Origin of the sequence: Vibrio sp. 1180_3, assembly GCF_029478545.1 — a bacterium.
Lineage (GTDB): Bacteria > Pseudomonadota > Gammaproteobacteria > Enterobacterales > Vibrionaceae > Vibrio > Vibrio aestuarianus.
This window is the reverse complement of the sequence record NZ_SJFM01000001.1, coordinates 266349-288177: the sequence shown is the minus strand read 5'-3', so window position 1 is coordinate 288177 and position 21829 is coordinate 266349. Positions and strand designations below refer to the sequence as shown.

General features: G+C 43.4%; 22 protein-coding genes and 1 other RNA gene. 17 read left to right on the top strand and 6 right to left on the bottom strand.

The genetic code is table 11. The features are described 5' to 3' along the window. Nucleotides 1–35: 35 nt before the first annotated feature. Together EYW48_RS01285 and zapG are read right to left on the bottom strand one after the other, a co-directional pair. Nucleotides 36–1400: a DegQ family serine endoprotease gene (locus EYW48_RS01285; protein ID WP_053310761.1), complete on the bottom strand. Its 1365-nt coding sequence runs from the start codon at nt 1398–1400 to the stop codon at nt 36–38. 116 nt (nt 1401–1516) lie between these two features. Continuing rightward, nucleotides 1517–1960, bottom strand: coding sequence for a Z-ring associated protein ZapG (gene zapG, locus EYW48_RS01280; RefSeq protein ID WP_053310762.1), 444 nt, complete (start codon nt 1958–1960; stop codon nt 1517–1519). A 144-nt stretch (nt 1961–2104) separates the two neighbouring features. Between zapG and zapE the strand changes: the two genes are divergently transcribed. From zapE to sspB, 8 genes are all read left to right on the top strand, one after another. Further along, on the top strand, nt 2105–3208 hold the full coding sequence (gene zapE, locus EYW48_RS01275) for a cell division protein ZapE (protein ID WP_168521076.1): 1104 nt from the start codon (nt 2105–2107) through the stop codon (nt 3206–3208). Between the two features lie 234 nt (nt 3209–3442). Beyond that, on the top strand, nt 3443–3871 hold the full coding sequence (rplM, locus tag EYW48_RS01270; RefSeq protein WP_053310764.1) for a 50S ribosomal protein L13: 429 nt from the start codon (nt 3443–3445) through the stop codon (nt 3869–3871). A gap of 15 nt (nt 3872–3886) precedes the next feature. Beyond that, on the top strand, nt 3887–4279 hold the full coding sequence (gene rpsI, locus EYW48_RS01265; protein WP_010318040.1) for a 30S ribosomal protein S9: 393 nt from the start codon (nt 3887–3889) through the stop codon (nt 4277–4279). Nucleotides 4280–4612: 333 nt separating this feature from the next. Further along, nucleotides 4613–5206, top strand: a complete 594-nt coding sequence (gene petA / locus EYW48_RS01260) for a ubiquinol-cytochrome c reductase iron-sulfur subunit (RefSeq protein WP_053310765.1) — start codon at nt 4613–4615, stop codon at nt 5204–5206. Between the two features lie 2 nt (nt 5207–5208). Then, a complete protein-coding gene (locus tag EYW48_RS01255) occupies nt 5209–6474 on the top strand; it encodes a cytochrome bc complex cytochrome b subunit (protein WP_053310766.1) in 1266 nt (421 codons plus the stop codon). Next, nucleotides 6471–7208, top strand: a complete 738-nt coding sequence (locus EYW48_RS01250; RefSeq protein ID WP_053310767.1) for a cytochrome c1 — start codon at nt 6471–6473, stop codon at nt 7206–7208. Before EYW48_RS01255 ends, EYW48_RS01250 begins: the two co-directional genes overlap by 4 nt. 99 nt (nt 7209–7307) lie before the next feature. Then, complete coding sequence (gene sspA / locus EYW48_RS01245; protein WP_053310768.1) at nt 7308–7943, top strand: stringent starvation protein SspA; 636 nt, start codon at nt 7308–7310, stop codon at nt 7941–7943. Nucleotides 7944–7952: 9 nt separating this feature from the next. Beyond that, nucleotides 7953–8426, top strand: a complete 474-nt coding sequence (sspB, locus tag EYW48_RS01240; protein ID WP_053310769.1) for a ClpXP protease specificity-enhancing factor — start codon at nt 7953–7955, stop codon at nt 8424–8426. Nucleotides 8427–8506: 80 nt separating this feature from the next. Here sspB and EYW48_RS01235 read toward each other — a convergent pair whose 3' ends face one another. From EYW48_RS01235 to EYW48_RS01220, 4 genes are read right to left on the bottom strand one after another with little or no spacing between them, the layout of a single operon-like run. Then, on the bottom strand, nt 8507–9076 hold the full coding sequence (locus EYW48_RS01235; RefSeq protein WP_168521080.1) for a BON domain-containing protein: 570 nt from the start codon (nt 9074–9076) through the stop codon (nt 8507–8509). A gap of 3 nt (nt 9077–9079) precedes the next feature. Beyond that, nucleotides 9080–9670, bottom strand: coding sequence for a phosphoheptose isomerase (locus EYW48_RS01230; protein WP_053310771.1), 591 nt, complete (start codon nt 9668–9670; stop codon nt 9080–9082). Nucleotides 9671–9673: 3 nt separating this feature from the next. Further along, nucleotides 9674–10084 carry a YraN family protein gene (locus EYW48_RS01225; protein ID WP_053310772.1) on the bottom strand — a complete coding sequence of 137 codons (411 nt, stop codon included), beginning with the start codon at nt 10082–10084 and terminating at the stop codon, nt 9674–9676. Then, nucleotides 10029–11834 carry a penicillin-binding protein activator gene (locus tag EYW48_RS01220; protein ID WP_277431795.1) on the bottom strand — a complete coding sequence of 602 codons (1806 nt, stop codon included), beginning with the start codon at nt 11832–11834 and terminating at the stop codon, nt 10029–10031. Before EYW48_RS01220 ends, EYW48_RS01225 begins: the two co-directional genes overlap by 56 nt. A 69-nt stretch (nt 11835–11903) precedes the next feature. On the opposite strand from EYW48_RS01220, the gene rsmI reads away from it, so the two are divergent. From rsmI to murD, 9 genes are all read left to right on the top strand, one after another. Beyond that, nucleotides 11904–12770, top strand: coding sequence for a 16S rRNA (cytidine(1402)-2'-O)-methyltransferase (rsmI, locus tag EYW48_RS01215; RefSeq protein WP_053310773.1), 867 nt, complete (start codon nt 11904–11906; stop codon nt 12768–12770). A gap of 106 nt (nt 12771–12876) precedes the next feature. Continuing rightward, nucleotides 12877–13280, top strand: an RNA gene (rnpB, locus tag EYW48_RS01210) — RNase P RNA component class A. A 251-nt stretch (nt 13281–13531) separates the two neighbouring features. After that, nucleotides 13532–14482: a 16S rRNA (cytosine(1402)-N(4))-methyltransferase RsmH gene (rsmH, locus tag EYW48_RS01205; protein WP_053310774.1), complete on the top strand. Its 951-nt coding sequence runs from the start codon at nt 13532–13534 to the stop codon at nt 14480–14482. Nucleotides 14483–14485: 3 nt separating this feature from the next. Further along, a complete protein-coding gene (gene ftsL / locus EYW48_RS01200) occupies nt 14486–14803 on the top strand; it encodes a cell division protein FtsL (protein WP_053310775.1) in 318 nt (105 codons plus the stop codon). Next, nucleotides 14800–16530, top strand: a complete 1731-nt coding sequence (locus EYW48_RS01195) for a penicillin-binding transpeptidase domain-containing protein (RefSeq protein WP_168521084.1) — start codon at nt 14800–14802, stop codon at nt 16528–16530. The genes ftsL and EYW48_RS01195 overlap by 4 nt, the downstream gene beginning before the upstream one ends. A 15-nt stretch (nt 16531–16545) precedes the next feature. Continuing rightward, nucleotides 16546–18033, top strand: coding sequence for a UDP-N-acetylmuramoyl-L-alanyl-D-glutamate--2,6-diaminopimelate ligase (gene murE / locus EYW48_RS01190; RefSeq protein ID WP_277431775.1), 1488 nt, complete (start codon nt 16546–16548; stop codon nt 18031–18033). After that, nucleotides 18030–19391 (top strand): UDP-N-acetylmuramoyl-tripeptide--D-alanyl-D-alanine ligase, encoded by a 1362-nt coding sequence (murF, locus tag EYW48_RS01185; protein WP_171979723.1) that lies wholly within the window; start codon nt 18030–18032, stop codon nt 19389–19391. The genes murE and murF overlap by 4 nt, the downstream gene beginning before the upstream one ends. Then, on the top strand, nt 19388–20470 hold the full coding sequence (mraY, locus tag EYW48_RS01180) for a phospho-N-acetylmuramoyl-pentapeptide-transferase (RefSeq protein WP_053310779.1): 1083 nt from the start codon (nt 19388–19390) through the stop codon (nt 20468–20470). The genes murF and mraY overlap by 4 nt, the downstream gene beginning before the upstream one ends. Before the next feature lie 35 nt (nt 20471–20505). After that, a complete protein-coding gene (gene murD / locus EYW48_RS01175; RefSeq protein ID WP_171979722.1) occupies nt 20506–21825 on the top strand; it encodes a UDP-N-acetylmuramoyl-L-alanine--D-glutamate ligase in 1320 nt (439 codons plus the stop codon). Nucleotides 21826–21829: the final 4 nt, after the last annotated feature.

Sequence of the window (21829 nt, the reverse complement as noted above, 5' to 3'; positions counted from 1 at the left end):
CTGCCCCACTGAACAAATGTACCTAATGATATGTGTTAACGAACAACCAAATAAATTGTTCTATCTCCACGTTGAATATTCAGTGCAAGCACACTTGATTTCTTCTCTAACAGAGCTCGCAAGTCTGCTAGGTTTTTTACTCGCTTACGATTGACGCCAATAATGATGTCATCTTTCTGTAATTGATAGGCTTCAGCGGCCGATCCTTTTTCTATATTGGTGACTTTCACTCCAGCGATAGGATCACTGTCTGTTGTATTGGTTAACTCCGCCCCAGTTAAGCCTTCATGTAGTTGTTCAGCTTTGGTTTTGGTGTTGTTTTCACCCAATGTGACTTTAAATGTCTCAGATTTACCGTCGCGCATAACGCCTAAAGTGATTTCTTTACCAGCGCCTAAGGTTGCCACTTTTGCTCTTAATTCACTGAATGTGTCAATTTTCTTTCCATTAAGGGTAGTAATGACATCACCTGCTTTTAGCCCTGCGTTGTCTGCGGCGCTACCTTCAATCACCTGACTGACAAACGCTCCTTTGCTTGACTCATAACCTAAAGCATCAGCAAGTTCAGAGGTAATTTCTCCACCTTGGACACCAAGCATGCCACGTTTTACTTCACCAAATTCTAGAATTTGTTCTGTGAGGTTTTTCATCATATTTGATGGGATAGCAAAGCCGATCCCCACGTTGCCGCCATTAGGCCCTAAAATAGCAGTATTGATACCAATCAATTCACCATTGAGGTTGACCAGAGCACCCCCGGAATTACCGCTGTTAATTGCTGCGTCGGTTTGGATAAAGTTTTCAAAATTTTCAATATTCAAACCACTACGGCCAAGTGCTGACACAATACCAGAGGTAACGGTTTGTCCAAGACCAAATGGATTGCCGATAGCGACAGTGAAATCTCCAACACGTAATTGATCGGAATCTGCAATTTTAATTTGCGTTAAGTTTTTCGCTTTTTCTAATTTAAGCAAAGCGATATCGGACATTTTGTCGCCACCAACCAGTTCTGCATCGTATTCTCGACCATCATGAAGAGTGACTAATATTTTATCGGCCCCATTAATTACGTGGTAGTTAGTGACGACATAACCTTTATCGGCATCGGTGACCACGCCAGAACCTAACCCTCTAAACGGTCGTTCTTGAAGTTGATCGATTGGAAAGTCAGGGCCAAAGAAAAATTTGAACTGTTCTGGAATTCGCTGCTGAGATACCTGCGTTCCTTCAACAGAAATACTGACCACGGCGGGGGTCACACGTTCTAGCATTGGTGCCAAGCTAGGGAGTTGCTCGCCATCTACGGAGAAGGGAAGTGCAGCAATAGCTGGCAGTGGGGTGATGATTGAACTTAAACTTAAAGACAGTGCTGTTAGGACGAGTAAAGGTTTTTTCATCATTAGCTCCTTTGGATTAATGCCTTCGAAGTTTAATATTTGTACTAAATATTAAACTTCAACACTCTTCGTGAGGATTATGACTCAAAAACCTTTATAAAGTTCATGATAGACAATTAAGAAGCATTCACCTTAACGACGTCTGCAGATCGAATGATTTCTTTTTCAGGGGTGTTAAAAAGCCCCGTTGCGCCATTGGCGTAATCTTTAGGTGCTTGCTCTAAAATACTGCTATCAACTTTGTCTGACTCATTATGTTGGGCAATTTTTTTGATAAACGGATTATCTTGTTCTGGCATGTTGGGTAAAAGATCGGCAGAGGTTTTCGCCATATGCTGATACAGCTTTGTGTAATCCTTGCCTAACGTGTCTAACATTTCTGCTGTTTGCGCAAAATGGTCAGACAGCTCTTGCTTTTGTTGCTCTAGGTTAAATTTCGCGTTATCTAATTCTTTTTGTAGAGACTTTTGATTCTTATACTGAGGCGTAGTGAGTCGAGAAATAATCACTCCTAGCACCGCCCCTACCAGTAAGCCTACAACGGCATATATCCAAGGCATAACAGCTCCTTATTGTTGTTATTTAACATGTTTTTTACCTGTTGGTTACACATGTCGTTTGGACATGTTACTATGACTCTTCTAGTCGATAAAGCGAAATACGCCAAATATCAGTACCCATTTCATTCGATGCAGTAGGCGGTTATGACACCTAAACAGAAATACAGACAAGATATAGAAAAGTTTGGTTTTCAGCACGATGACGCGCAAGCGCAAGCCGTCGATGCTTTAGATTTACTGTATCACCAGTTACAAGATTATCTTAACCAACCAGTGGTGACATTTTCAGCATTTCAAAAGTTGTTAGGTCGTAAAGCACCTCAAGTCATACCGCCAAAAGGTTTGTATTTTTGGGGCGGTGTTGGAAGGGGTAAAACTTATCTGATGGATACGTTTTTTGAGTCATTGCCAACTACTAAGAAAATGCGTGTTCACTTTCACCGTTTCATGCACCGTGTTCATGATGAACTAAAGCTGCTAGACGGTGTTGAAGAGCCTCTTGATAAAGTGGCTGACAAATTTAAGTCTGAAGTTGAAATTATCTGTTTTGATGAGTTTTTTGTTTCTGATATCACCGACGCAATGATACTCGGCACACTTTTCCAGGCTCTATTTAAAAGAGGGATGGTTTTGGTCGCTACGTCCAATATTCCTCCGCATGATTTATATCGTAATGGATTACAGCGAGCTCGCTTTTTACCTGCGATTCATTTAATTGAATCCAACTGTCTAGTGCTTAATGTAGATAGTGGTATCGATTATCGCTTGAGGACTTTAAAACAAGCTGAGATCTACCATTTCCCTTTAGATGCTAAAGCGGATAACAATTTGCAGACTTACTATTCACAGCTGACTGGTGAGGGGAAGGCTGTTATTAATCAAATCGAAATAAACCACCGTGTTTTATCCGTAGTTAAAGCGAGTGATGGCGTACTTCACGCCACTTTTGAGCAACTTTGTCAAAGTGCTCGCAGTCAAAATGACTATATAGAACTATCGAAAATTTATCACACTGTGCTTTTAGCGAATGTAAAACAGATGGATAGCACCATTGATGATGCTACAAGACGATTTATTGCCTTGGTTGATGAATTTTATGAGCGTCAAGTGAAGTTGATTATTTCCGCAGAGGTTGACTTAAAAAACCTTTATCTTGGTGGATTACTCGAATTTGAGTTTAAACGTTGTCAATCACGTCTTATTGAAATGCAAAGCCATGAGTATTTAGCTAAACCGCACCTTGCGTAGCGGATTTTGCACTTACACTTAAGTTGAAATAAAAATCGTGATTTTGTTCAAAAAGGGGTGATTTTTTCAACTGACTTCTCTATAATCCTGCGACCCACCGTTACTGCAGGTCAGTTTCTTTGAAACATAAGACCGAGAGCACCAAGCGCTCGAAGGGGTGATGACTGGACTCTTAGACAGTGGGAGCAATATGCTCCTTTTAGTGTAAATTTTATTTAACGGGTTATTATTAGCATGAAAACTTTCGTTGCTAAACCAGAAACTGTAAAACGCGACTGGTATATCGTAGACGCAGAGGGTAAAACCCTTGGCCGTCTAGCAAGTGAAATTGCATCTCGCCTACGTGGCAAACATAAAGCTGAATACACTCCTCACGTAGACACTGGTGATTACATCATCGTTGTTAACGCTGAGAAAGTTACTGTAACTGGTAACAAAGCAGCAGCTAAAACTTACTACCGTCACACTGAATTTCCAGGCGGCTTAAAATCAATCACTTTTGATAAGTTGATTGTTCGTAAGCCTGAAATGGCGATTGAGCTAGCGGTTAAAGGTATGCTACCACGTGGTCCTCTAGGCCGTGCTATGTACCGTAAGCTGAAAGTTTACGCTGGCGCTGAGCACAACCATGCTGCTCAACAACCAAAAGTACTAGACATCTAATTGGGGATTTCGAAAATGGCAGAGAATCAATACTACGGCACTGGCCGTCGCAAAAGCTCAGCTGCACGCGTTTTTATTAAACCAGGCAGCGGCAACATCGTAATCAACAAGCGTAGCCTTGATGTTTACTTTGGTCGTCCAACTTCTCGTATGGTTGTTAAACAACCTCTTGAGCTAGTTGAACTAACAGAGAAACTAGATCTATACATCACTGTTAAAGGTGGTGGTATTTCTGGTCAAGCAGGTGCTATCCGTCACGGTATCACTCGCGCTCTAATGGAATACGATGAATCACTACGTCCTGTTCTACGTGCAGCTGGCTACGTTACTCGCGACGCTCGTTGCGTTGAACGTAAGAAAGTTGGTCTACGTAAAGCACGTCGTAAACCACAATTCTCTAAGCGTTAATCTTTTATATCAGAAGATATACGCTTCCAGTTTTACTGGGAATTGCGATTCAAAAAGCTCGGTATTTATACCGAGCTTTTTTGTTTTTTAGCGTAAACAAAAATTCACTTCTCTAATCACATCATTTAGTTATTAATCTTTAATGCCCCTTTTGTGACGTCACGTGCGATTTACTTCACGAATGTTACAAAAAAGTAGCTTTATCTTGTCAAAAAGTAGGGTTTTATTTATCATTTGCCATCAAATAAATACAACTAGATTCGTATTTTGTTAGCCATGCTCTTATAAGCGGAATAACAATAATCCACAAGGAGCAAATGGGAGAATGTTTGGATGAGCAATGCGCCTTTAAATAACGGCCGCAGACGTTTCTTAACCGCAACAACAGCTGTTGTTGGTGGTTTAGGTGCAGCTGCTGTCGCCGTTCCTTTTATTAAATCTTGGAACCCAAGTGCAAGAGCAAAAGCCGCGGGTGCCCCTGTTGAAGTTGAAATCGGAAAGCTTGAAGAAGGGCAAATGGTCCGTGTCGAGTGGCGTGGCAAGCCTGTATGGGTTGTTCGTCGATCTCAATCTGTTGTTGATGGGTTGAAAGAGATTGAAAATCAACTTCGAGATCCTCAATCGGGAGAGCAACAACAACCAGATTATGCTCAAAATGCTTACCGCTCAATAAAGCCTGAGTATTTTGTTGCTGTTGGTATTTGTACCCACCTTGGTTGTTCACCAAGCTATTTACCTGACTCTTTTAGTGAACAAGTTCAAGGCGTGAAATCAGGTTTCTTCTGTCCTTGTCATGGTTCTAAATTTGATATGGCTGGCCGGGTTTTTCAAGGCGTTCCAGCGCCATTAAACCTCGTTATCCCTAAATATATGTACCTCAGCGATACTCGCATTGTCATTGGTATTGACGAAACAGGGGAGGCCTAATAATGCAAGTCTTACTTGATTGGGTAGAAAAGCGTTTACCTGCAATGAACGCGTATAAAAAACACCTTTCTGAATACCCAATGCCGAAAAACTTCAATTTTTGGTATTTGTTTGGTTCATTAGCTATGTTGGTGCTGGTTAACCAGTTGGTTACTGGTGTTTGGTTGACCATGAACTATGTGCCATCGGGTGAAGGTGCTTTTGCTTCTGTTGAATACATCATGCGTGATGTCGAATACGGTTGGTTACTGCGTTATATGCACTCTACTGGTGCTTCTGCATTCTTCGTGGTGGTTTATCTGCACATGTTCCGTGGCTTAATTTATGGTTCTTACCAAAAGCCTCGTGAATTATTGTGGATCTTTGGCATGCTGATTTTCCTTGTACTGATGGCTGAAGCTTTCATGGGGTATCTACTGCCATGGGGTCAAATGTCGTATTGGGGGGCTCAGGTTATCATTTCTTTGTTTGGTGCCATCCCTGTTATTGGTGATGACCTAACATTGTGGATCCGTGGTGACTATGTTATCTCTGGTGCAACGCTGAACCGTTTCTTCGCATTACACGTTATTGCGTTGCCTATCGTGCTACTACTATTGATTGTCTTGCATATTCTTGCTCTTCATGAGGTGGGGTCAAATAACCCTGATGGTATTGAAACCAAGTTGCCAAAAGGCAAAATGGGCGATGGTTACCAAACACAATTTAAATTCCATGAATACTATACGAAGAAATACGACATCATTGACTCAGTGCCTTTCCATCCTTACGGCACGGTGAAAGATCTTATTGGTGTCGCAGGCTTCTTATTCCTTTTCTGCTATGTACTGTTCTTTAACCCAGAAATGGGTGGTTATTTCCTTGAGCCGCCAAACTTTGAGGCTGCTAACCCGCTAAAAACACCGGCACATATTGCCCCTGTATGGTATTTCACCCCGTTCTATGCCATTTTGCGTGCAGTACCAGATAAGCTAATTGGTGTGGTTGCCATGGGCGCTTCTATTGTTGTGCTTTTCCTATTGCCTTGGCTTGACCGTTGTAAAGTTCGCTCTTACCGCTACCGTAGTAAGATCCACTTAATCAATATTATTCAGTTCACTATCTGCTTTATTGCGTTAGGTGTTTTAGGTGCGTTGCCTGCGACAGCAACTTATACATTGCTTGCACGTATATTCAGCGTTGGTTACTTCATGTTCTTCGTTCTGTTGTTCTTCTACAGTAAAAATGAAGCAACGAAACCATTACCAGAGAGGGTGACATTTAAATGAAAAAGTGGATTGTAATTTTGTTTGCAATGCTGCCATCTCTAGCTTTGGCTGCAGGAGCTAACGTACATCTTGATAAAGCAAATAATGACTTAACCGACCAAGCATCGCTGCAAAATGGTGCCAAGCTGTTTATGAATTACTGCTTTGGTTGTCACTCGACGCAATACCAGCGTTATGAGCGAGTGGCAACAGATTTGGGTATTCCAGCGGATCTGATGAAAGAAAGTTTAATCTTTGATCCGAATGCGAAAATTGGCCAACTGATGGAGAATGCGATACCTGACAAATCTGCGGCAAAATGGTTTGGTGCTGCACCACCTGATTTGACCTTGGTTGCTCGAGTTCGTGGAACAGATTGGTTATACACTTATCTTCGTTCTTTCTATGCTGATCCTAGCCGTCCATTTGGTGTGAACAATATTGTGTTCCCAAGCGTGGGTATGCCACATGTGCTTGAAGAACTGCAAGGCATACCTCAGCCAGTCTACGGGACGCACCAAGTTGATGGTGAAGAAGTTGAAGTGGTTGTCGGGACTCAGTCTGATGGTACAGGTGAACTGAGCCAAAGCGAGTATGATCAGGCGGTTCGTGATCTGGTTAATTTCTTGGACTATTCAGCGGAGCCCGTTAAGTTAGAGCGTCAATCACTTGGTTGGTGGGTAATGGCATTCTTAGTGCTATTTACCATTGTCGTTGTAATGCTTAAGAAAGAATATTGGCGCGATGTGCACTAATTGTGCTATTATGCGGCGCTAATTTCTGATTTTTATTGAATCATCAATGGAGGCTTAGCCTCCATTGTTTTTATTTCTGTAAGTGTGCTGGAGGGCTCCATGGCTGTAGCTGCCAATAAACGTTCTGTGATGACGCTATTTTCGAGTGCATCTGATATGTATAGTCATCAGGTTCGTATTGTTCTAGCGGAAAAAGGTGTCAGTGTTGAGGTTGAATTAGTGGATGAAGCTAATTTACCTGCTGAGCTTATCGAGCTAAACCCATATAAGACAGTACCAACTCTTGTTGATCGTGAGCTCGCGCTTTATGACTCAAAGATCATCATGGAATATTTAGATGAGCGTTTTCCTCATCCACCATTGATGCCTGTTTACCCGGTTGCTCGTGGTAATAGCCGTTTGATGATCTACCGTATCGAGAGAAACTGGTACTCACTTGCTGAGAAAGTAGTTAAAGGCAATGCTGAAGAGTCAGAAGCTGCACGTAATAAGTTGCGCAATGATCTACTAACTCTTGGTCCTGTATTTGCTGAATATGAATACTTCATGAGCGAAGAGTTCAGCTTAATTGACTGTTATCTCGCACCTTTATTGTGGCGTTTACCTGAATTAGGTATTGAGTTGATCGGTCCTGGTTCTAAAGAGCTGAAAATCTACATGAATCGTGTATTTGAACGTGATTCATTCTTGGCTTCTTTGACGGAAGCTGAACGTGAGATGCGTTTGGTTCGTTAAGGTAGTTTGATGGATATCGCCCAAATGACCCCTCGCCGACCATACATGCTGCGCGCATTCTATGATTGGTTGCTAGAAAATGAGCTGACTCCTCATGTGGTTGTTGATGCAACCCTTGATGGTGTACGTGTTCCTATGGAATTTGTACAAGATGGACAAATCATCCTAAATCTAGCACCAAGAGCGATTGGTAACCTTGAGCTGGGTAATGATGCGATTACCTTTAATGCTCGCTTCGGTGGACGACCACATTCGGTAATTGTTCCTTTGTATGCGGTACAAGCAATTTATGCTCGTGAAAACGGTGCAGGGACCATGTTTGAACCAGAAGATGCGTACATAAATGCTATTGAGTCTGGTATGTCAGAGGTTTCTGAAGATGAAGAATTAACGTTTGACGTTATTTCTGATTCAGGTGAATCAATGACAACCGAAGAAGCTTCTCGTCCAAGAGGCAAGCCTAGTCTTCGTGTTATTAAGTAAGCTAATTTCTAGGTTATCAATACAAAAAAGCAGCGATTTTCGCTGCTTTTTTTCATCCTAATATTTGCTTTAAATGCGGGTTATTCACTGTATTGAAAAGCCTTTATTACTTGTTTTACCCCAGAGATATTTCGGGCAATGTCTGTGGCAAGCTCAGCGTGTTCTGCCGATACGTAACCGAGCAAAAATACTTCTCTGTTTTCTGTGATTACTTTTATTTTAATGGTGTTCAGTTCAGAATTTGCCAATAAGGAAGATTTTACTTTGGTGGTGATCCAACTATCGTTACTGATTTCCCCAAGCGACAAAGGCGCTTTTATCCGAACTTGGTTGTGAATGACTTTAACGCCTTTTGTTTCACGCGCTTTCTTTTCAAAATCACTCAATAATTCAGACGTTTCTGATTGCCCCATCAATACCACTGTGCCTTGATACGAGCTTGCAGTGATGCGAGTTTTTCCCTTGAATGGCGCTTTATTGGCAATGCCTGCGACTTCAAATTCGATATTGTTATCATTCCAAATTTCTTGAGTGGTACGTGGGTCGGTTACTATATTTGCTGTTGTTGCTGCGCCTGCAATAATAACGCCAGCACAACCAGATACAGCAAAGCTCAGTAGTAGCATGAGTGAAAATTTTAATGTTTTCATTGTCTATTCCTCGTGAGCAGGGAAGAGCACTTGATCAATTAAATCACACAAACAGTGTAGAGTGACCATATGAACTTCGTGAATGCGAGCTGTACGTTGCGATGGAATACGAATTTCGACATCATTTTCGCCTAATAGTCCTGCCATTTCACCACCATCCTTACCAGTTAGTGCAATGATAGTCATGTCTCGTGTAACGGCGGCTTCCATCGCCTTGATGATGTTTTTGCTGTTACCGCTGGTGGATATTGCCAACAAAATATCACCAGGTTGTCCAAATGCGCGAACCTGTTTAGAAAATATTTCTTGGTAATGGTAGTCATTAGCGACAGCGGTCAGCGTGGTATTGTCAGCCGTTAAAGCGATAGCGGGTAAACTTGGACGTTCGGTTTCAAAACGGTTGAGTAAACACGAAGCAAAAAGTTGCGCGTTTGCAGAAGAGCCTCCGTTACCACAGCATAAAATTTTATGACCATTGAGCAGTGTCGCCACCATTGCTTGCGCTGCATGGGTAATGGCATCCGGTAGTGCTTCCGCTGCCGCAATTTGAATTTGAATGCTTTCTGTAAAACTATCTTTAATGCTGTCTAGCATCGATTATCCTTGAGTAATTGCGTTTTTAATCCACTCGATATGCTGATCATTATGATGAATCGCTATCACATCGAACCGAAAATCTGTGTCATAAGGCGAGAGCCCATGTTTGAGCAACCATAAGTTTGCTGTTTTTACTAACTTGGTCATTTTTGCTGCAGTCACCATTTCAGCGGCATGTCCGTGGTTCTGGTTCTTTCGATACTTCACTTCGACGAATATGAGCGTCTCTTTTTCGCGCATAATAAGGTCAATTTCCCCCGTTTTGGTCGTGAAGTTTTGTTCTATAAAACTCAAACCACAGCGCTGCAAATATTGCTTTGCTGTGGTTTCATAGTGTTGGCCTAATGCTCGACGGCTAAAGAGCACTACGCTCAGCCCAACTGATTTCTCTTTGCACAATGCATTGGTCATTGATGCTCAGTGTGCCGGTCTTTCCTTGAATGCTATATCCTTCGACCACTTTCATTTGCGGTAATTCTACCATTAATTGATAAGCGTCCATTCCTAGCGCCTGTAGGCGTCGCTCAGTGTTAGAATTTTTTGGCCACAATTGATTCATTTGGCTATCTAGCTGAGGATTTGGATGGATCAGTAATGGAATGTCACTGTAAGTGACACCACTTAGATCTTCATATTGTTTGTTGCCACTGTTACTACGGGAATTAGAAAATAACTTCGGTGGCGTTGCATCTGGGTTAATTGCCACTTCGATAAACGGCTTGATTAAAGTAAGTTCAGCACTGTTAGCAACGATATAAACAGAATCAATGTCACGACGGCTACGAGGTTGACTTTCTAGGTCGATCCCCATCAGAGCATCCATTTGTGCAATGTTTTGTTGGCTATCTTGCAACCCAAAAACAGTATTGATATTACGTTGCAGTTGTCGCTTATCACCAAATAGATTGACCGCTACTTTGTTTTTACTGTATTTGCGCCACTCGCTATTGAATGCCTCGACTACGCGTTGCCCATAATTACCTTGAGGCGCCAGAATAAGTGGGTATTGATAGCCTTGGCTAAAGAGGTATTTAGCGGCTTGTTCCACTTCTTGTTCAGGTGATAGAGCTAGATAGCATGTATTTACGCCTTCTTCCACTTGATCCGGTATATTCAATGCAAGTGTTGGAATGGATGCTAAACGTGCTTGCTGCAACTTATGCAGATTTTCAATATTGGCTTTGATCAATGGCCCTACGACAAAGTCGATATTCTTTTCAATCAGTTGAGCATCAATATCTGCCGCATCTTCAGCATGGGTATCAATCACAGTTAACGTGGCGTTGGTATCACGATCTTTGTCATTCATCATCGCCATAATAAAGCCATCGCGGATCAGTTGCGCTTGCTTAGCAAACTTACCCGATAGCGGCAGTAATAATGCGGTGTTGGTTGGTTTTATGATCTCTAAAGACAAAATATCTTGAATGGCCTTAGGAGTGTAAATTGCTGCTGGATGCGCACTATTTTCTGCCAACCATTGTTCTAACGTATTCTTTAATTGAGGAATATTGCCGTTCAATGTTTTCATATACACAGCAAGTTGCAACCAACCATCTAGGATATTTTCACTCACATCGGTAGTGAGTGTTGTGATGGTATGGGTGTTGTAATGATTGAGATTAAGCCAGATCTGATCGGCTATCGCTTCTTGCTGAGCATTATCAACATAGTCTGCGAGAGCGACCAGTTCGCGGCTGGAATCAAAAGGACGCCCAAGGGCGGTAAAAATATCGGCACGTGTTTGGTGATATTGTGCCCAGGTCTCTGGTGTTAGTTTCCACCATGCTTGGAAATTAAGTTGCGACAGAGCTTGCTCTAATTGTTCATCATTAATGAATAGTTGTGCTCGTGCTAATTGCCATTCTGCTTGCTGCGCTTCGGACAACGACTGCTTTGATATACGCTTGATTAAAAGTTGAGCCTGCTCATTATTATTTTCGTTGATGGTGGCTTTAAGTGCCATGATCAACAAATCATTTTGCAGTGAACCTTGGCTGCTATCAGCTTGCATCAAGTAGCTTTGCGCTGACTGCATTGGATCTTGAGTGATATCCACAGAAGTCGGTGCTGAAGGATTAGACGAACAAGCCGCCAAAGCCATTGCTAATGCAACGGGAGTGAGTAAGCGTGGTACACTGAGTCTCGGATGGTTCTTCATAGCCATGAGTTCTTTCGTTATTCCGTGTAAAATTGTCTCTATATTAATCGTTGAAGTGATGGTAAACAAATGACAGATAGCAAAACCTTGCCAGCAGAGATCCCAACTCTCTACATTGTTCCTACGCCAATTGGCAATTTGGGCGATATTACCCAGCGTGCCATCGAGGTACTTTCAAGTGTTGATGTTATCGCTGCGGAAGACACACGCCATACAGGCAGACTTCTCGCTCACTTCAATATCCCAACTAAAACCTTTGCCCTGCATGATCACAACGAACAACAAAAAGCACAAGTGTTAGTCGATAAATTATTATCGGGGCAATCCATCGCATTGGTTTCGGATGCGGGAACGCCACTTATCAGTGACCCAGGATACCATCTTGTCAATCAATGTCGTCAAGCAGGTGTTAGAGTTGTGCCATTGCCCGGTGCATGTGCGGTAATAACAGCATTGAGCGCTTCTGGTTTGCCTTCTGACCGCTTTAGTTTTGAAGGTTTCTTACCACCGAAAAGTAAAGGCCGTAAAGACAAGTTTTTAGAGATAGCGAAAGCAGAGCGCACTTGTATTTTCTATGAATCACCGCATCGAATCACTGAATCTTTACAAGATATGTTGGATATTTTAGGCCCAGAGCGTGAAGTGGTGATAGCGCGAGAGCTAACCAAAACATTTGAAACGATCCAAGGGTTACCGTTAGGGGAATTGATCCCGTGGATCAACGAAGATGAAAACCGTAAACGTGGTGAAATGGTGCTGCTTATCCATGGTCACCGAGAAAATGCGAACGACGAATTGCCCGATGAGGCACTAAGAACGCTAACCATTTTGAGCAAAGAGTTGCCTTTAAAGAAAGCAGCAGCTTTGACGGCTGAAATTTATAACTTGAAAAAGAACGCTCTGTATAAATGGGGGCTTGAGAATTTTCAGTCATAACGTTTATTACAGTCGATGATGAATATTTGAACATTTAAACTCAAATTAATGGCTTAAATCGTTTCAGCCTAGACACTGCATACCTTTCTCTATACAATCCGCCCTCGGAGTTGACTGGGTAGTCGCTGCTTCATTGATGTCCCTTAGCCTTGTGCTGGGGAGACTGATGGAGGGGAGGAAAGTCCGGGCTCCATAGAGCAGGGTGCCAGGTAACGCCTGGGGGGCGCAAGCCTACGACAAGTGCAGCAGAGAGAAGACCGCCGATGGCCCAATTTCTTCGGAATGGGAACAGGTAAGGGTGAAAGGGTGCGGTAAGAGCGCACCGTGCGTCTGGCAACAGTTCGTAGCAAGGTAAACTCCACCCGGAGCAAGACCAAATAGGCTTCCACGTTGCGTTGCTCGCGTAAGGAAGCGGGTAGGTTGCTTGAGCCAGTGAGCGATTGCTGGCCTAGACGAATGGCTACTGCCGCGCAAGCGGAACAGAACCCGGCTTATACGTCAACTCCACCTATTCGAGACCCATCATAACACTTGTGGTTATGATGGGTTTTTTGCTTTTTATTGACGAAAATTATTTCGTAAGCAATAAACTTAGCGCAATATCACGTGATTCCTAGCGCAAGTGGTAGCGATAGCGCGTGAAATCAGTACACTGATATCATGCGTTTTCGTAAATAACTTACGGTGAGTAAAATTACGCGTTAGCAGAATTTACCTGTTAGTAGATTGCTATATTCCAGCTTTAGCTTGATGAGACAACGATGACTGAACCTTTCCAACATATTTCTGTACTACTTAACGAATCCATTGATGGCCTCGCCATTAAACCTGATGGCATATACATTGATGGTACTTTTGGACGCGGTGGTCACAGTCGCACCATTCTGTCTAAATTGGGTGAAAACGGTCGTCTATACAGTATTGACCGTGATCCACAAGCCATTGCTGAAGCTGGTAAAATTAATGATCCGCGCTTTACCATTATTCACGGGCCATTTTCTGGTATCGCAGAGTACGCGGAGCGCTATGATTTAGTGGGTAAAGTTGATGGAGTATTGCTTGATTTAGGCGTTTCCTCACCACAACTTGATGATGCTGAACGTGGTTTTAGCTTCATGAAAGATGGCCCATTAGATATGCGTATGGACCCGACATCAGGTATTCCTGTCTCTCAATGGCTTGCACAAGCTGATTTGGACGACATTACGTGGGTTATTCGTGAGTTTGGTGAAGATAAACATGCTCGTCGTATTGCGAAAGCAATTGTTGCGCACCGTGAAGATGAAGAAAAAGAGCCGCTGACACGAACTGGTCAATTGGCTAAGTTAATTTCTGATGCCGCACCAAAAAGCTTTAAAGAGAAAAAACACCCTGCGACTCGTTCATTCCAAGCTTTTCGTATCTATATCAATAGTGAATTGGAAGAAATCGATACGGCATTAAAAGGCGCGGCCAAAATTTTAGCTCCTCAAGGTCGTTTATCGGTGATCAGTTTCCATTCATTAGAAGATCGCATGGTGAAGCGTTTTATTCGTAAAGAGAGCAAAGGCCCAGAAGTACCGCATGGGCTTCCATTGACTGAGGTGCAAATTCAGGCATTGGGTTCTGCAAACTTGAAAAATGTGGGTAAAGCCATCATGCCGACAAAAGAAGAAGTCGAACTCAACCCACGCTCACGTAGTTCTGTACTTCGAGTCGCAGAAAAATTGTAATTCATGCCTAAGTCGAATCCCAACCTAGCAAAATTGATTGCACTTGACCTATTAACGGTTGGTCGAGTGCCGCTTATTTTGCTTGCTCTGATTTTTAGCAGTGCGATGGGAGTGGTTTTTATCACTCATCATTCGAGACAAGCGATTTCAGAAAAAGATCAGGCTCTGGTCGAAAGGGAGCGACTTGATAGCGAGTGGCGTAATTTGATCATTGAGGAAACGGCCTTGGCTGAGCATAGTCGAGTACAAAGCCTAGCTAAACAAGATCTAGAGATGAAGCGCCCTGACTCGGATAAAGAAGTGGTGATTACGCTCAAATGAAGAAAAGTAAAACCAAGGCTCAACCTGCACCACGTCAAGAAAAACAAGCCTCTCCCATTTTAATCCAATGGCGATTTTACCTGATTTTATTTTTTGTTTTCTGCGCGTTTGCTTTGCTTGTTGGCCGAGTGGCATTCATTCAAGTGATTGAACCTGATAATTTGATCCGCGAAGGGGATATGCGTTCGGTGCGTGCTAAAACGTTACAATCAGCGCGTGGCATTATTTCTGATCGTAATGGTGAGCCATTGGCTGTCAGCGTACCAGTTGAAGCGGTATGGGCAGATCCTGTTGCTATTTTTAAAGCTGGTGGGCTTGTTGAGCGTGATCGTTGGTATGCGCTAGCGGATGTGTTGGGTATTAAGCGTGATGAATTACTGGAAAAAATTGAAAGTAATCAGTCGCGTCGTTTTATCTATTTACAGCGTCAAGTTAGTCCGGCAATGGCGAAATACATTCGAGAATTAAAGCTGGTAGGAGTGGGCTTAAAGGCTGAATCACGTCGTTACTATCCCGCAGGTGAAGTTAGTGCGCATTTAATTGGTGTAACCGGTATTGACGGGCATGGTTTAGAAGGCGTTGAGCGCAGTTATGACAAATGGTTAACCGGTGAAGCGGGCAAGCAAGTTATTCGTAAAGACCGTTATGGTCGCGTGGTAGAAAATATTTCGCTTGAAGAGCGTGAAGAAGGTAAACCACTTGAATTGACAATCGATCAACGTTTACAAGCGATTGCTTTTCGCGCAGTGAAACAGGCGGTAGCGGATTATCGTGCGACTTCTGCATCTGCGGTTCTATTGGATGTGAAAACAGGGGCGGTATTGGCGATGGTTAATGCGCCTTCTTACAACCCGAATAATCGTTCTGATTTGCAAAGTTTTAAGATGCGTAACCGCGTTATTACCGATGCTTTTGAGCCAGGTTCAACCGTCAAACCGTTCGTGGTATTAGCCGCATTAGAAAACGGAACTGCGGATGAAAATACCATCATCGATACCGGTGACGGTATTTTGCAAATTGGTGGTAGCCGAGTTCGCGACACTTCAAAGGTGGGTAAAGCAAACTTAGCGACCATTTTGAAAAAGTCGAGTAACGTGGGTGTCACTAAACTGGCTTTGGATATGCCGTTAGAAGCACTGCTTGGCATGTATAATTCAGTCGGGTTAGGTGAAGTCTCTGGCCTGAATTTAGTGGGTGAAACGACAGGTATATTTCCGAACCGTCGTCGTTGGTCAAAATTTGAAATTGCGACCTTAGCGTTTGGTTACGGCTTATCCATTACGCCAATTCAGCTTGCTCATGCTTACGCCACGTTAGGCAATTACGGCAAATATCAACCGATCCACATTATTGAAAATAACCAGCAAGATTTATCTCACCAAGTGGTTGAGCACGACAATGCTAAAAAAGTATTAGCGATGCTGGAAATGGTGACTCAACCCGGTGGAACCGCGACACAAGCAGCCGTTCCTGGATACAGGATTGCAGCCAAAACGGGTACATCTCGTAAAGCCATTTCCGGTGGCTATGGCGATGAATATTTCGCCTATACCGCAGGTGTTGCACCGGTTAGTGACCCACGGGTGTCATTAGTGGTGATGGTTAATGAACCACAAGGTGATCAATATTACGGTGGTTCGGTCGCTGGCCCTGTATTTGCTGAAATAATGAAGGGAGCGTTGCAGATTCTCAATGTTGCTCCTGATGAAAACCGATTCCAAAAATAATAAGAGAGAAGCACAATGACGCCGAGTATGTGTTTACAAGATCTCATTTCACCTTGGATTGACCTTAATGGTCATTCTATTTCAACGCTGACGGTGACTCACTTAGAGCTAGATAGTCGCAAAATCGCTTCGGGTGATACTTTTGTCGCCATTATTGGCCACGCTAGTGATGGCCGTCAGTTTATTACTAAAGCCATCCGCAATGGTGTAAATCTCGTGTTGGCACAAGCCTGCGCGCAACATCACCATGCGACGATCGAGGTGGTTGATAGCGTTCCAGTTCTTTACCTTTCTGATTTAAATCAGCATCTATCGCAATTAGCTGGGCGTCTCTTTACTCATTCAACCAATACCTTGATTGGTGTGACGGGTACTAATGGAAAAACCACCATTACTCAATTGATCGCGCAGTGGATTGATTTGCTCGGTAATAAAGCAGCGGTAATGGGCACCACGGGTAATGGTTTTCTTGATAACTTACAACCAGCGGCCAATACCACGGGTAATGCCATTGAAGTGCAGTCGAAAATTTATCAATTGGCTCAGCAAGGGGCACATTACACCGCGTTGGAAGTCTCTTCTCATGGTTTGGCTCAAGGTCGAGTAAAAGATCTAAAATTTGCCGTCGGCGTGTTTTCAAACCTTAGCCGCGATCATTTGGATTACCATGGCACGATGGAAGAATACGCTAAAGCGAAGCTTTCTCTTTTTACTCAACATCAATGCCAATTGGCGGTTATTAATGCTGATGATCCTGTCGGGGCTCAATGGCTTGAAACACTTAGCGACGCGATTGCGGTTTCTTTGCATGGTGCGCCTTGCGCCGATAAAGCGTTATGGGCAACGCATATTCATTACAGCGACAATGGTATTGAGTTGGCGTTTGATGGGGTGTATGGACAAGGTCAATTCTTAGTACCATTAATTGGTGAATTCAACGCTTGTAATGTGCTGTTAGCTTTTGCAACCTTGCTCAGTTTAGGTTTTGACAAGCAAGCACTGATAGATACCGCACCTTTGTTGACTCCGGTTATTGGGCGAATGGAATTATTCCAATCACCTCAAAAAGCTAAAATAGTAGTCGATTACGCTCATACGCCTGATGCCTTAGAAAAAGCACTAAGTGCATTGCGAGTGCATTGCCAAGGCCAACTTTGGGCCATTTTTGGCTGCGGTGGTGATAGAGATAAAGGCAAACGACCGATGATGGCTGAAATCGCCGAACGTTGTGCTGACCGTGTTATTTTGACCGACGATAACCCTCGTAGCGAAGATCCTGCGCAAATTGTGCAAGACATGCTGACGGGGTTAAAGGATCCACAACACGCGCACGTTGAACACAGCCGCTATGCTGCGGTTAGGTTTGCTCTTACGAATGCTAATCAGCAGGATATCATTTTGTTAGCAGGCAAAGGGCATGAAGATTATCAAGTGATGGCCAATGAAACCATTCACTATTCAGATCGAGAATCAGCACAAACTTTACTGGAGATAGGCGCATGATCGAAGTATCCCTACAACAGTTAACTTCAGTATTGGATGCTCAGCTTATTGGCGAAAATAAGCTGATTTCATCGATTTCTACCGATACAAGAAAAATTGACCAAGGCGCGTTGTTTATCGCTTTAGTGGGCGAAAAATTTGATGCTCACGATTTTGCTACACAAGCCGTTGATGGTGGTGCTGGTGCTTTATTGGTGCAGCGTGAGTTGAACGTAGCTGCTCCTCAATTGTTGGTTGCCGACACTAAATTAGCGTTAGGCCAACTTGCTGCTTGGGTGCATGACAGTTGTAAAACGCCGACAGTTGCAATTACGGGCAGTTGTGGCAAAACCACCGTCAAAGAGATGGTAGCTAGCATTATGTCAGCCAAAGGGCGAGTTCTTTTCACTGCGGGTAATTTCAACAATGATATTGGTGTACCACTAACGTTATTACGTTCAACTCCAGACGATGATTATGCCGTTGTTGAGTTAGGCGCTAATCATATTGGCGAGATTGCTTACACGACCTCATTAGTTAAGCCGTTGGCGGCAGTGGTGAATAATGTAGCCGCTGCCCATTTAGAAGGGTTTGGCTCAATTGATGGTGTTAAACTGGCAAAAGGCGAAATCTATCAAGGTCTTGCTCCGGGGGCGACAGCCATTGTTAATTTGGATAGCCAAGGAAATGAATTTTGGCATTCTGTATTGGCAGATAAAACGGTAAAAACCTTTTCGGTTGCTAATCAGCAAGCGGACTTTTGGGCGAAAGATATTCGACTGAATGAAAATAGTGAAGCTTGCTTCGAGATGGTTACGCCCGTTGGTAATATTGATATTCAGTTGGGGATTGTAGGCCAACACAATGTATCGAACGCTCTCTCGGCTACGGCCTTAGCCTTAGAGTTAGGGGCAACGTTAAGTGAAATACAGCATGGTTTGGCACATTTAGTCAAAGTGCAAGGGCGGGTGGATGTATCGCAGTTAACACCGAATATAAAACTGATTGATGATAGCTATAACGCTAGCGTACCAGCGATGAAAGCCGCTATTGATCTACTTAGCAGTTTTTCTGCAAAGCGTTGGTTAATTTTAGGTAATATGGCGGAGTTAGGCGAGGAAAGCCTTGCACTTCACCGTCAAGTCGGTGAACATGCTGCCCCATTCCAGTTTGAAAATGTCCTTACTTATGGTCACGACACAAAAGCGATCAGTGAGGTATGTCATGGTAGACATTTTGAAAACCATGCGGACATGATTGCGTATATCGAGCAGCAGTTATCACAATCAGATCAAGACTCTCATATCTTATTAGTAAAAGGCGCAAATAGCGCTGGTATGGGGAAAGTCGCAGCTGCTCTTAAGGAGAAATACTCATGATTATTTGGCTTGCGGACCTGCTCCAGCCATACTTCTCATTTTTTCGTTTGTTCGAATATCTCTCATTTCGAGCCATTGTCAGTATCTTAACGGCGCTTAGCTTGTCGTTATGGATGGGACCTCGCTTAATTAAGCGTTTGCAACTGTTGCAAATTGGTCAGGTCGTACGAAATGACGGCCCAGAATCCCATTTCAGCAAACGCGGAACACCGACCATGGGCGGTGTTATGATCCTCGCCTCCATTGTTATTACCGTGCTGTTATGGACTGATCTATCCAACCCTTATGTTTGGGCTGTATTGGCGGTGTTGCTTGGATATGGTGCTGTTGGTTTTGTTGATGATTACCGTAAAGTAGTGCGCAAAAATACCGATGGTTTGATCGCTCGTTGGAAGTATTTTTGGCAGTCAGCGATTGCTTTAGTGGTTGCTTTTGCCTTGTATGCTCATGGTAGTGATACGGCAGCAACTCAACTGGTAGTTCCCTTTTTTAAAGACGTAATGCCACAGTTGGGTTTGCTCTACATTGTGCTTACTTACTTTGTGATTGTTGGAACCAGTAATGCGGTAAACTTAACCGATGGCTTAGATGGTTTGGCTATTATGCCGACTGTACTGGTAGCAGCAGGTTTTGGGGTTATCGCTTGGGCAACAGGTAATGTTAACTTTGCCAATTATTTACATATTCCTTATATCCCTTACACGTCAGAGCTTGTGGTGGTTTGCACCGCGATTGTCGGCGCAGGTTTAGGCTTTCTGTGGTTTAACACTTATCCTGCACAAGTATTTATGGGGGACGTGGGTTCACTCGCTTTAGGCGGTGCGCTTGGAACTATTGCTGTATTAGTTCGTCAAGAATTTGTGCTAGTGATCATGGGCGGTGTTTTTGTTATGGAAACATTATCGGTGATTTTGCAGGTCGGTTCTTACAAATTACGTGGACAACGAATTTTCCGTATGGCACCTATCCACCATCACTATGAACTGAAAGGTTGGCCAGAACCTAGAGTGATCGTGCGTTTTTGGATTATCTCTATCGTATTGGTTTTAGTCGGTTTAGCGACACTTAAAGTGCGTTAATAACTCTTCGTCGACAGCGTTAAATGGATGGAAAGATGGATCGTTGGCAAGGTATTAAAAATGTTGTGGTAGTTGGGCTCGGTATGACCGGGCTCTCTGTTGTTAATTATCTGCGTCATTTAGACCGTTCATTATCGATTAAAGTGATCGATACTCGAGATAATCCACCAAGCCAAGATCAACTAACTTCTGAGGTTGCTCTACATCATGGCAGTTGGAATCTATCATGGTTACTAGAGGCAGACTTAATTGTTGCAAATCCTGGAATTGCCTTGGCGACTCCAGAGATCCAGCAAGCCATCGCAGCCAATATTCCTGTGATTGGCGATATTGAACTTTTCGCTTGGCAGGTAGATAAACCGGTCATTGCTATCACTGGTTCAAATGGTAAGAGTACCGTGACTGACTTGACTGGAGTGCTGGCTAAAGCGGCTGGAGTTAAAGTTGCTGTTGGCGGTAATATCGGAGTACCGGCTTTAGATCTACTGCAAGAAGAGGCAGACCTTTATGTACTGGAACTGTCGAGCTTTCAACTAGAGACCACATCCAACCTCAAGCTAGTGTCCGCTGCATTTCTGAACCTGACTGAAGATCATATGGATCGCTATGAGGGTATGGAGACGTATCGTGATGCGAAACTACGCATTTTTAAACATGCGCAAGCAGCAGTAGTTAATCGGGATGATAGCTCCACTGAACCTGAAAATTTCTCTGGTAATATCGTTTATTTTTCGGTGAATCAAAATGTCGATTACTGCACTAGGGTCATTGATGGGCAAGAGTTTCTTATTGCCAATGGGCAGCCTGTGTTAGCCAGTAATGAGCTGAGTCTTGTTGGCCGTCATAATATAGCCAACGTGCTGACGGTGATGGCTTTGCTTGACTTGGCGGGTGTTGATTATGCTAATGCGCTCACAGCGTTGAAATCTTACAATGGGTTAACACATCGCTGTCAAGTCGTTGCCGAAAAGGATGGCGTCAAATGGGTCAATGACTCTAAAGCGACTAACGTGGCCAGTACGCTTGCCGCCTTGTCAGGCTTGGACTGCTCTGGATGCCTGTATCTACTCGTGGGTGGAGTTGGGAAAGGCGCAGATTTTTCACCGTTAGCGCCAATACTAGAAACGTTAAATGTTCAACTTTGTTGCTTTGGGGTTGATGGGCAACAGTTTATGTCGCTACATCCTTCGGCAAAGTTTTATGACTCAATGCAAGATATTGTGACCACGATTAAACCTCAGCTATGCCATGGTGATATGGTGATGTTGTCTCCAGCATGCGCAAGCTTCGATCAATTCAAAAACTTCATGGCAAGAGGCGATGCGTTTGCTGCTCTTGCTCAGCGTTATGCGTAAGTAA

Excerpts from the sequence above, each read along its gene's own strand:
- petA (WP_053310765.1), top strand. The coding sequence starts at position 4,613 with ATGAGCAATGCGCCTTTAAATAACGGCCGCAGACGTTTCTTAACCGCA.
- murD (WP_171979722.1), top strand. The coding sequence starts at position 20,506 with ATGGATCGTTGGCAAGGTATTAAAAATGTTGTGGTAGTTGGGCTCGGT.
- EYW48_RS01195 (WP_168521084.1), top strand. The coding sequence starts at position 14,800 with ATGAAGAAAAGTAAAACCAAGGCTCAACCTGCACCACGTCAAGAAAAA.
- EYW48_RS01255 (WP_053310766.1), top strand. The coding sequence starts at position 5,209 with ATGCAAGTCTTACTTGATTGGGTAGAAAAGCGTTTACCTGCAATGAAC.
- zapE (WP_168521076.1), top strand. The coding sequence starts at position 2,105 with ATGACACCTAAACAGAAATACAGACAAGATATAGAAAAGTTTGGTTTT.
- sspB (WP_053310769.1), top strand. The coding sequence starts at position 7,953 with ATGGATATCGCCCAAATGACCCCTCGCCGACCATACATGCTGCGCGCA.
- EYW48_RS01230 (WP_053310771.1), bottom strand. The coding sequence starts at position 9,670 with ATGCTAGACAGCATTAAAGATAGTTTTACAGAAAGCATTCAAATTCAA.
- sspA (WP_053310768.1), top strand. The coding sequence starts at position 7,308 with ATGGCTGTAGCTGCCAATAAACGTTCTGTGATGACGCTATTTTCGAGT.
- rplM (WP_053310764.1), top strand. The coding sequence starts at position 3,443 with ATGAAAACTTTCGTTGCTAAACCAGAAACTGTAAAACGCGACTGGTAT.
- murE (WP_277431775.1), top strand. The coding sequence starts at position 16,546 with ATGACGCCGAGTATGTGTTTACAAGATCTCATTTCACCTTGGATTGAC.
- EYW48_RS01220 (WP_277431795.1), bottom strand. The coding sequence starts at position 11,834 with ATGAAGAACCATCCGAGACTCAGTGTACCACGCTTACTCACTCCCGTT.
- rsmI (WP_053310773.1), top strand. The coding sequence starts at position 11,904 with ATGACAGATAGCAAAACCTTGCCAGCAGAGATCCCAACTCTCTACATT.
- rpsI (WP_010318040.1), top strand. The coding sequence starts at position 3,887 with ATGGCAGAGAATCAATACTACGGCACTGGCCGTCGCAAAAGCTCAGCT.
- murF (WP_171979723.1), top strand. The coding sequence starts at position 18,030 with ATGATCGAAGTATCCCTACAACAGTTAACTTCAGTATTGGATGCTCAG.
- rsmH (WP_053310774.1), top strand. The coding sequence starts at position 13,532 with ATGACTGAACCTTTCCAACATATTTCTGTACTACTTAACGAATCCATT.
- EYW48_RS01250 (WP_053310767.1), top strand. The coding sequence starts at position 6,471 with ATGAAAAAGTGGATTGTAATTTTGTTTGCAATGCTGCCATCTCTAGCT.
- mraY (WP_053310779.1), top strand. The coding sequence starts at position 19,388 with ATGATTATTTGGCTTGCGGACCTGCTCCAGCCATACTTCTCATTTTTT.
- EYW48_RS01285 (WP_053310761.1), bottom strand. The coding sequence starts at position 1,400 with ATGAAAAAACCTTTACTCGTCCTAACAGCACTGTCTTTAAGTTTAAGT.
- ftsL (WP_053310775.1), top strand. The coding sequence starts at position 14,486 with ATGCCTAAGTCGAATCCCAACCTAGCAAAATTGATTGCACTTGACCTA.
- EYW48_RS01235 (WP_168521080.1), bottom strand. The coding sequence starts at position 9,076 with ATGAAAACATTAAAATTTTCACTCATGCTACTACTGAGCTTTGCTGTA.
- EYW48_RS01225 (WP_053310772.1), bottom strand. The coding sequence starts at position 10,084 with ATGACCAATGCATTGTGCAAAGAGAAATCAGTTGGGCTGAGCGTAGTG.
- zapG (WP_053310762.1), bottom strand. The coding sequence starts at position 1,960 with ATGCCTTGGATATATGCCGTTGTAGGCTTACTGGTAGGGGCGGTGCTA.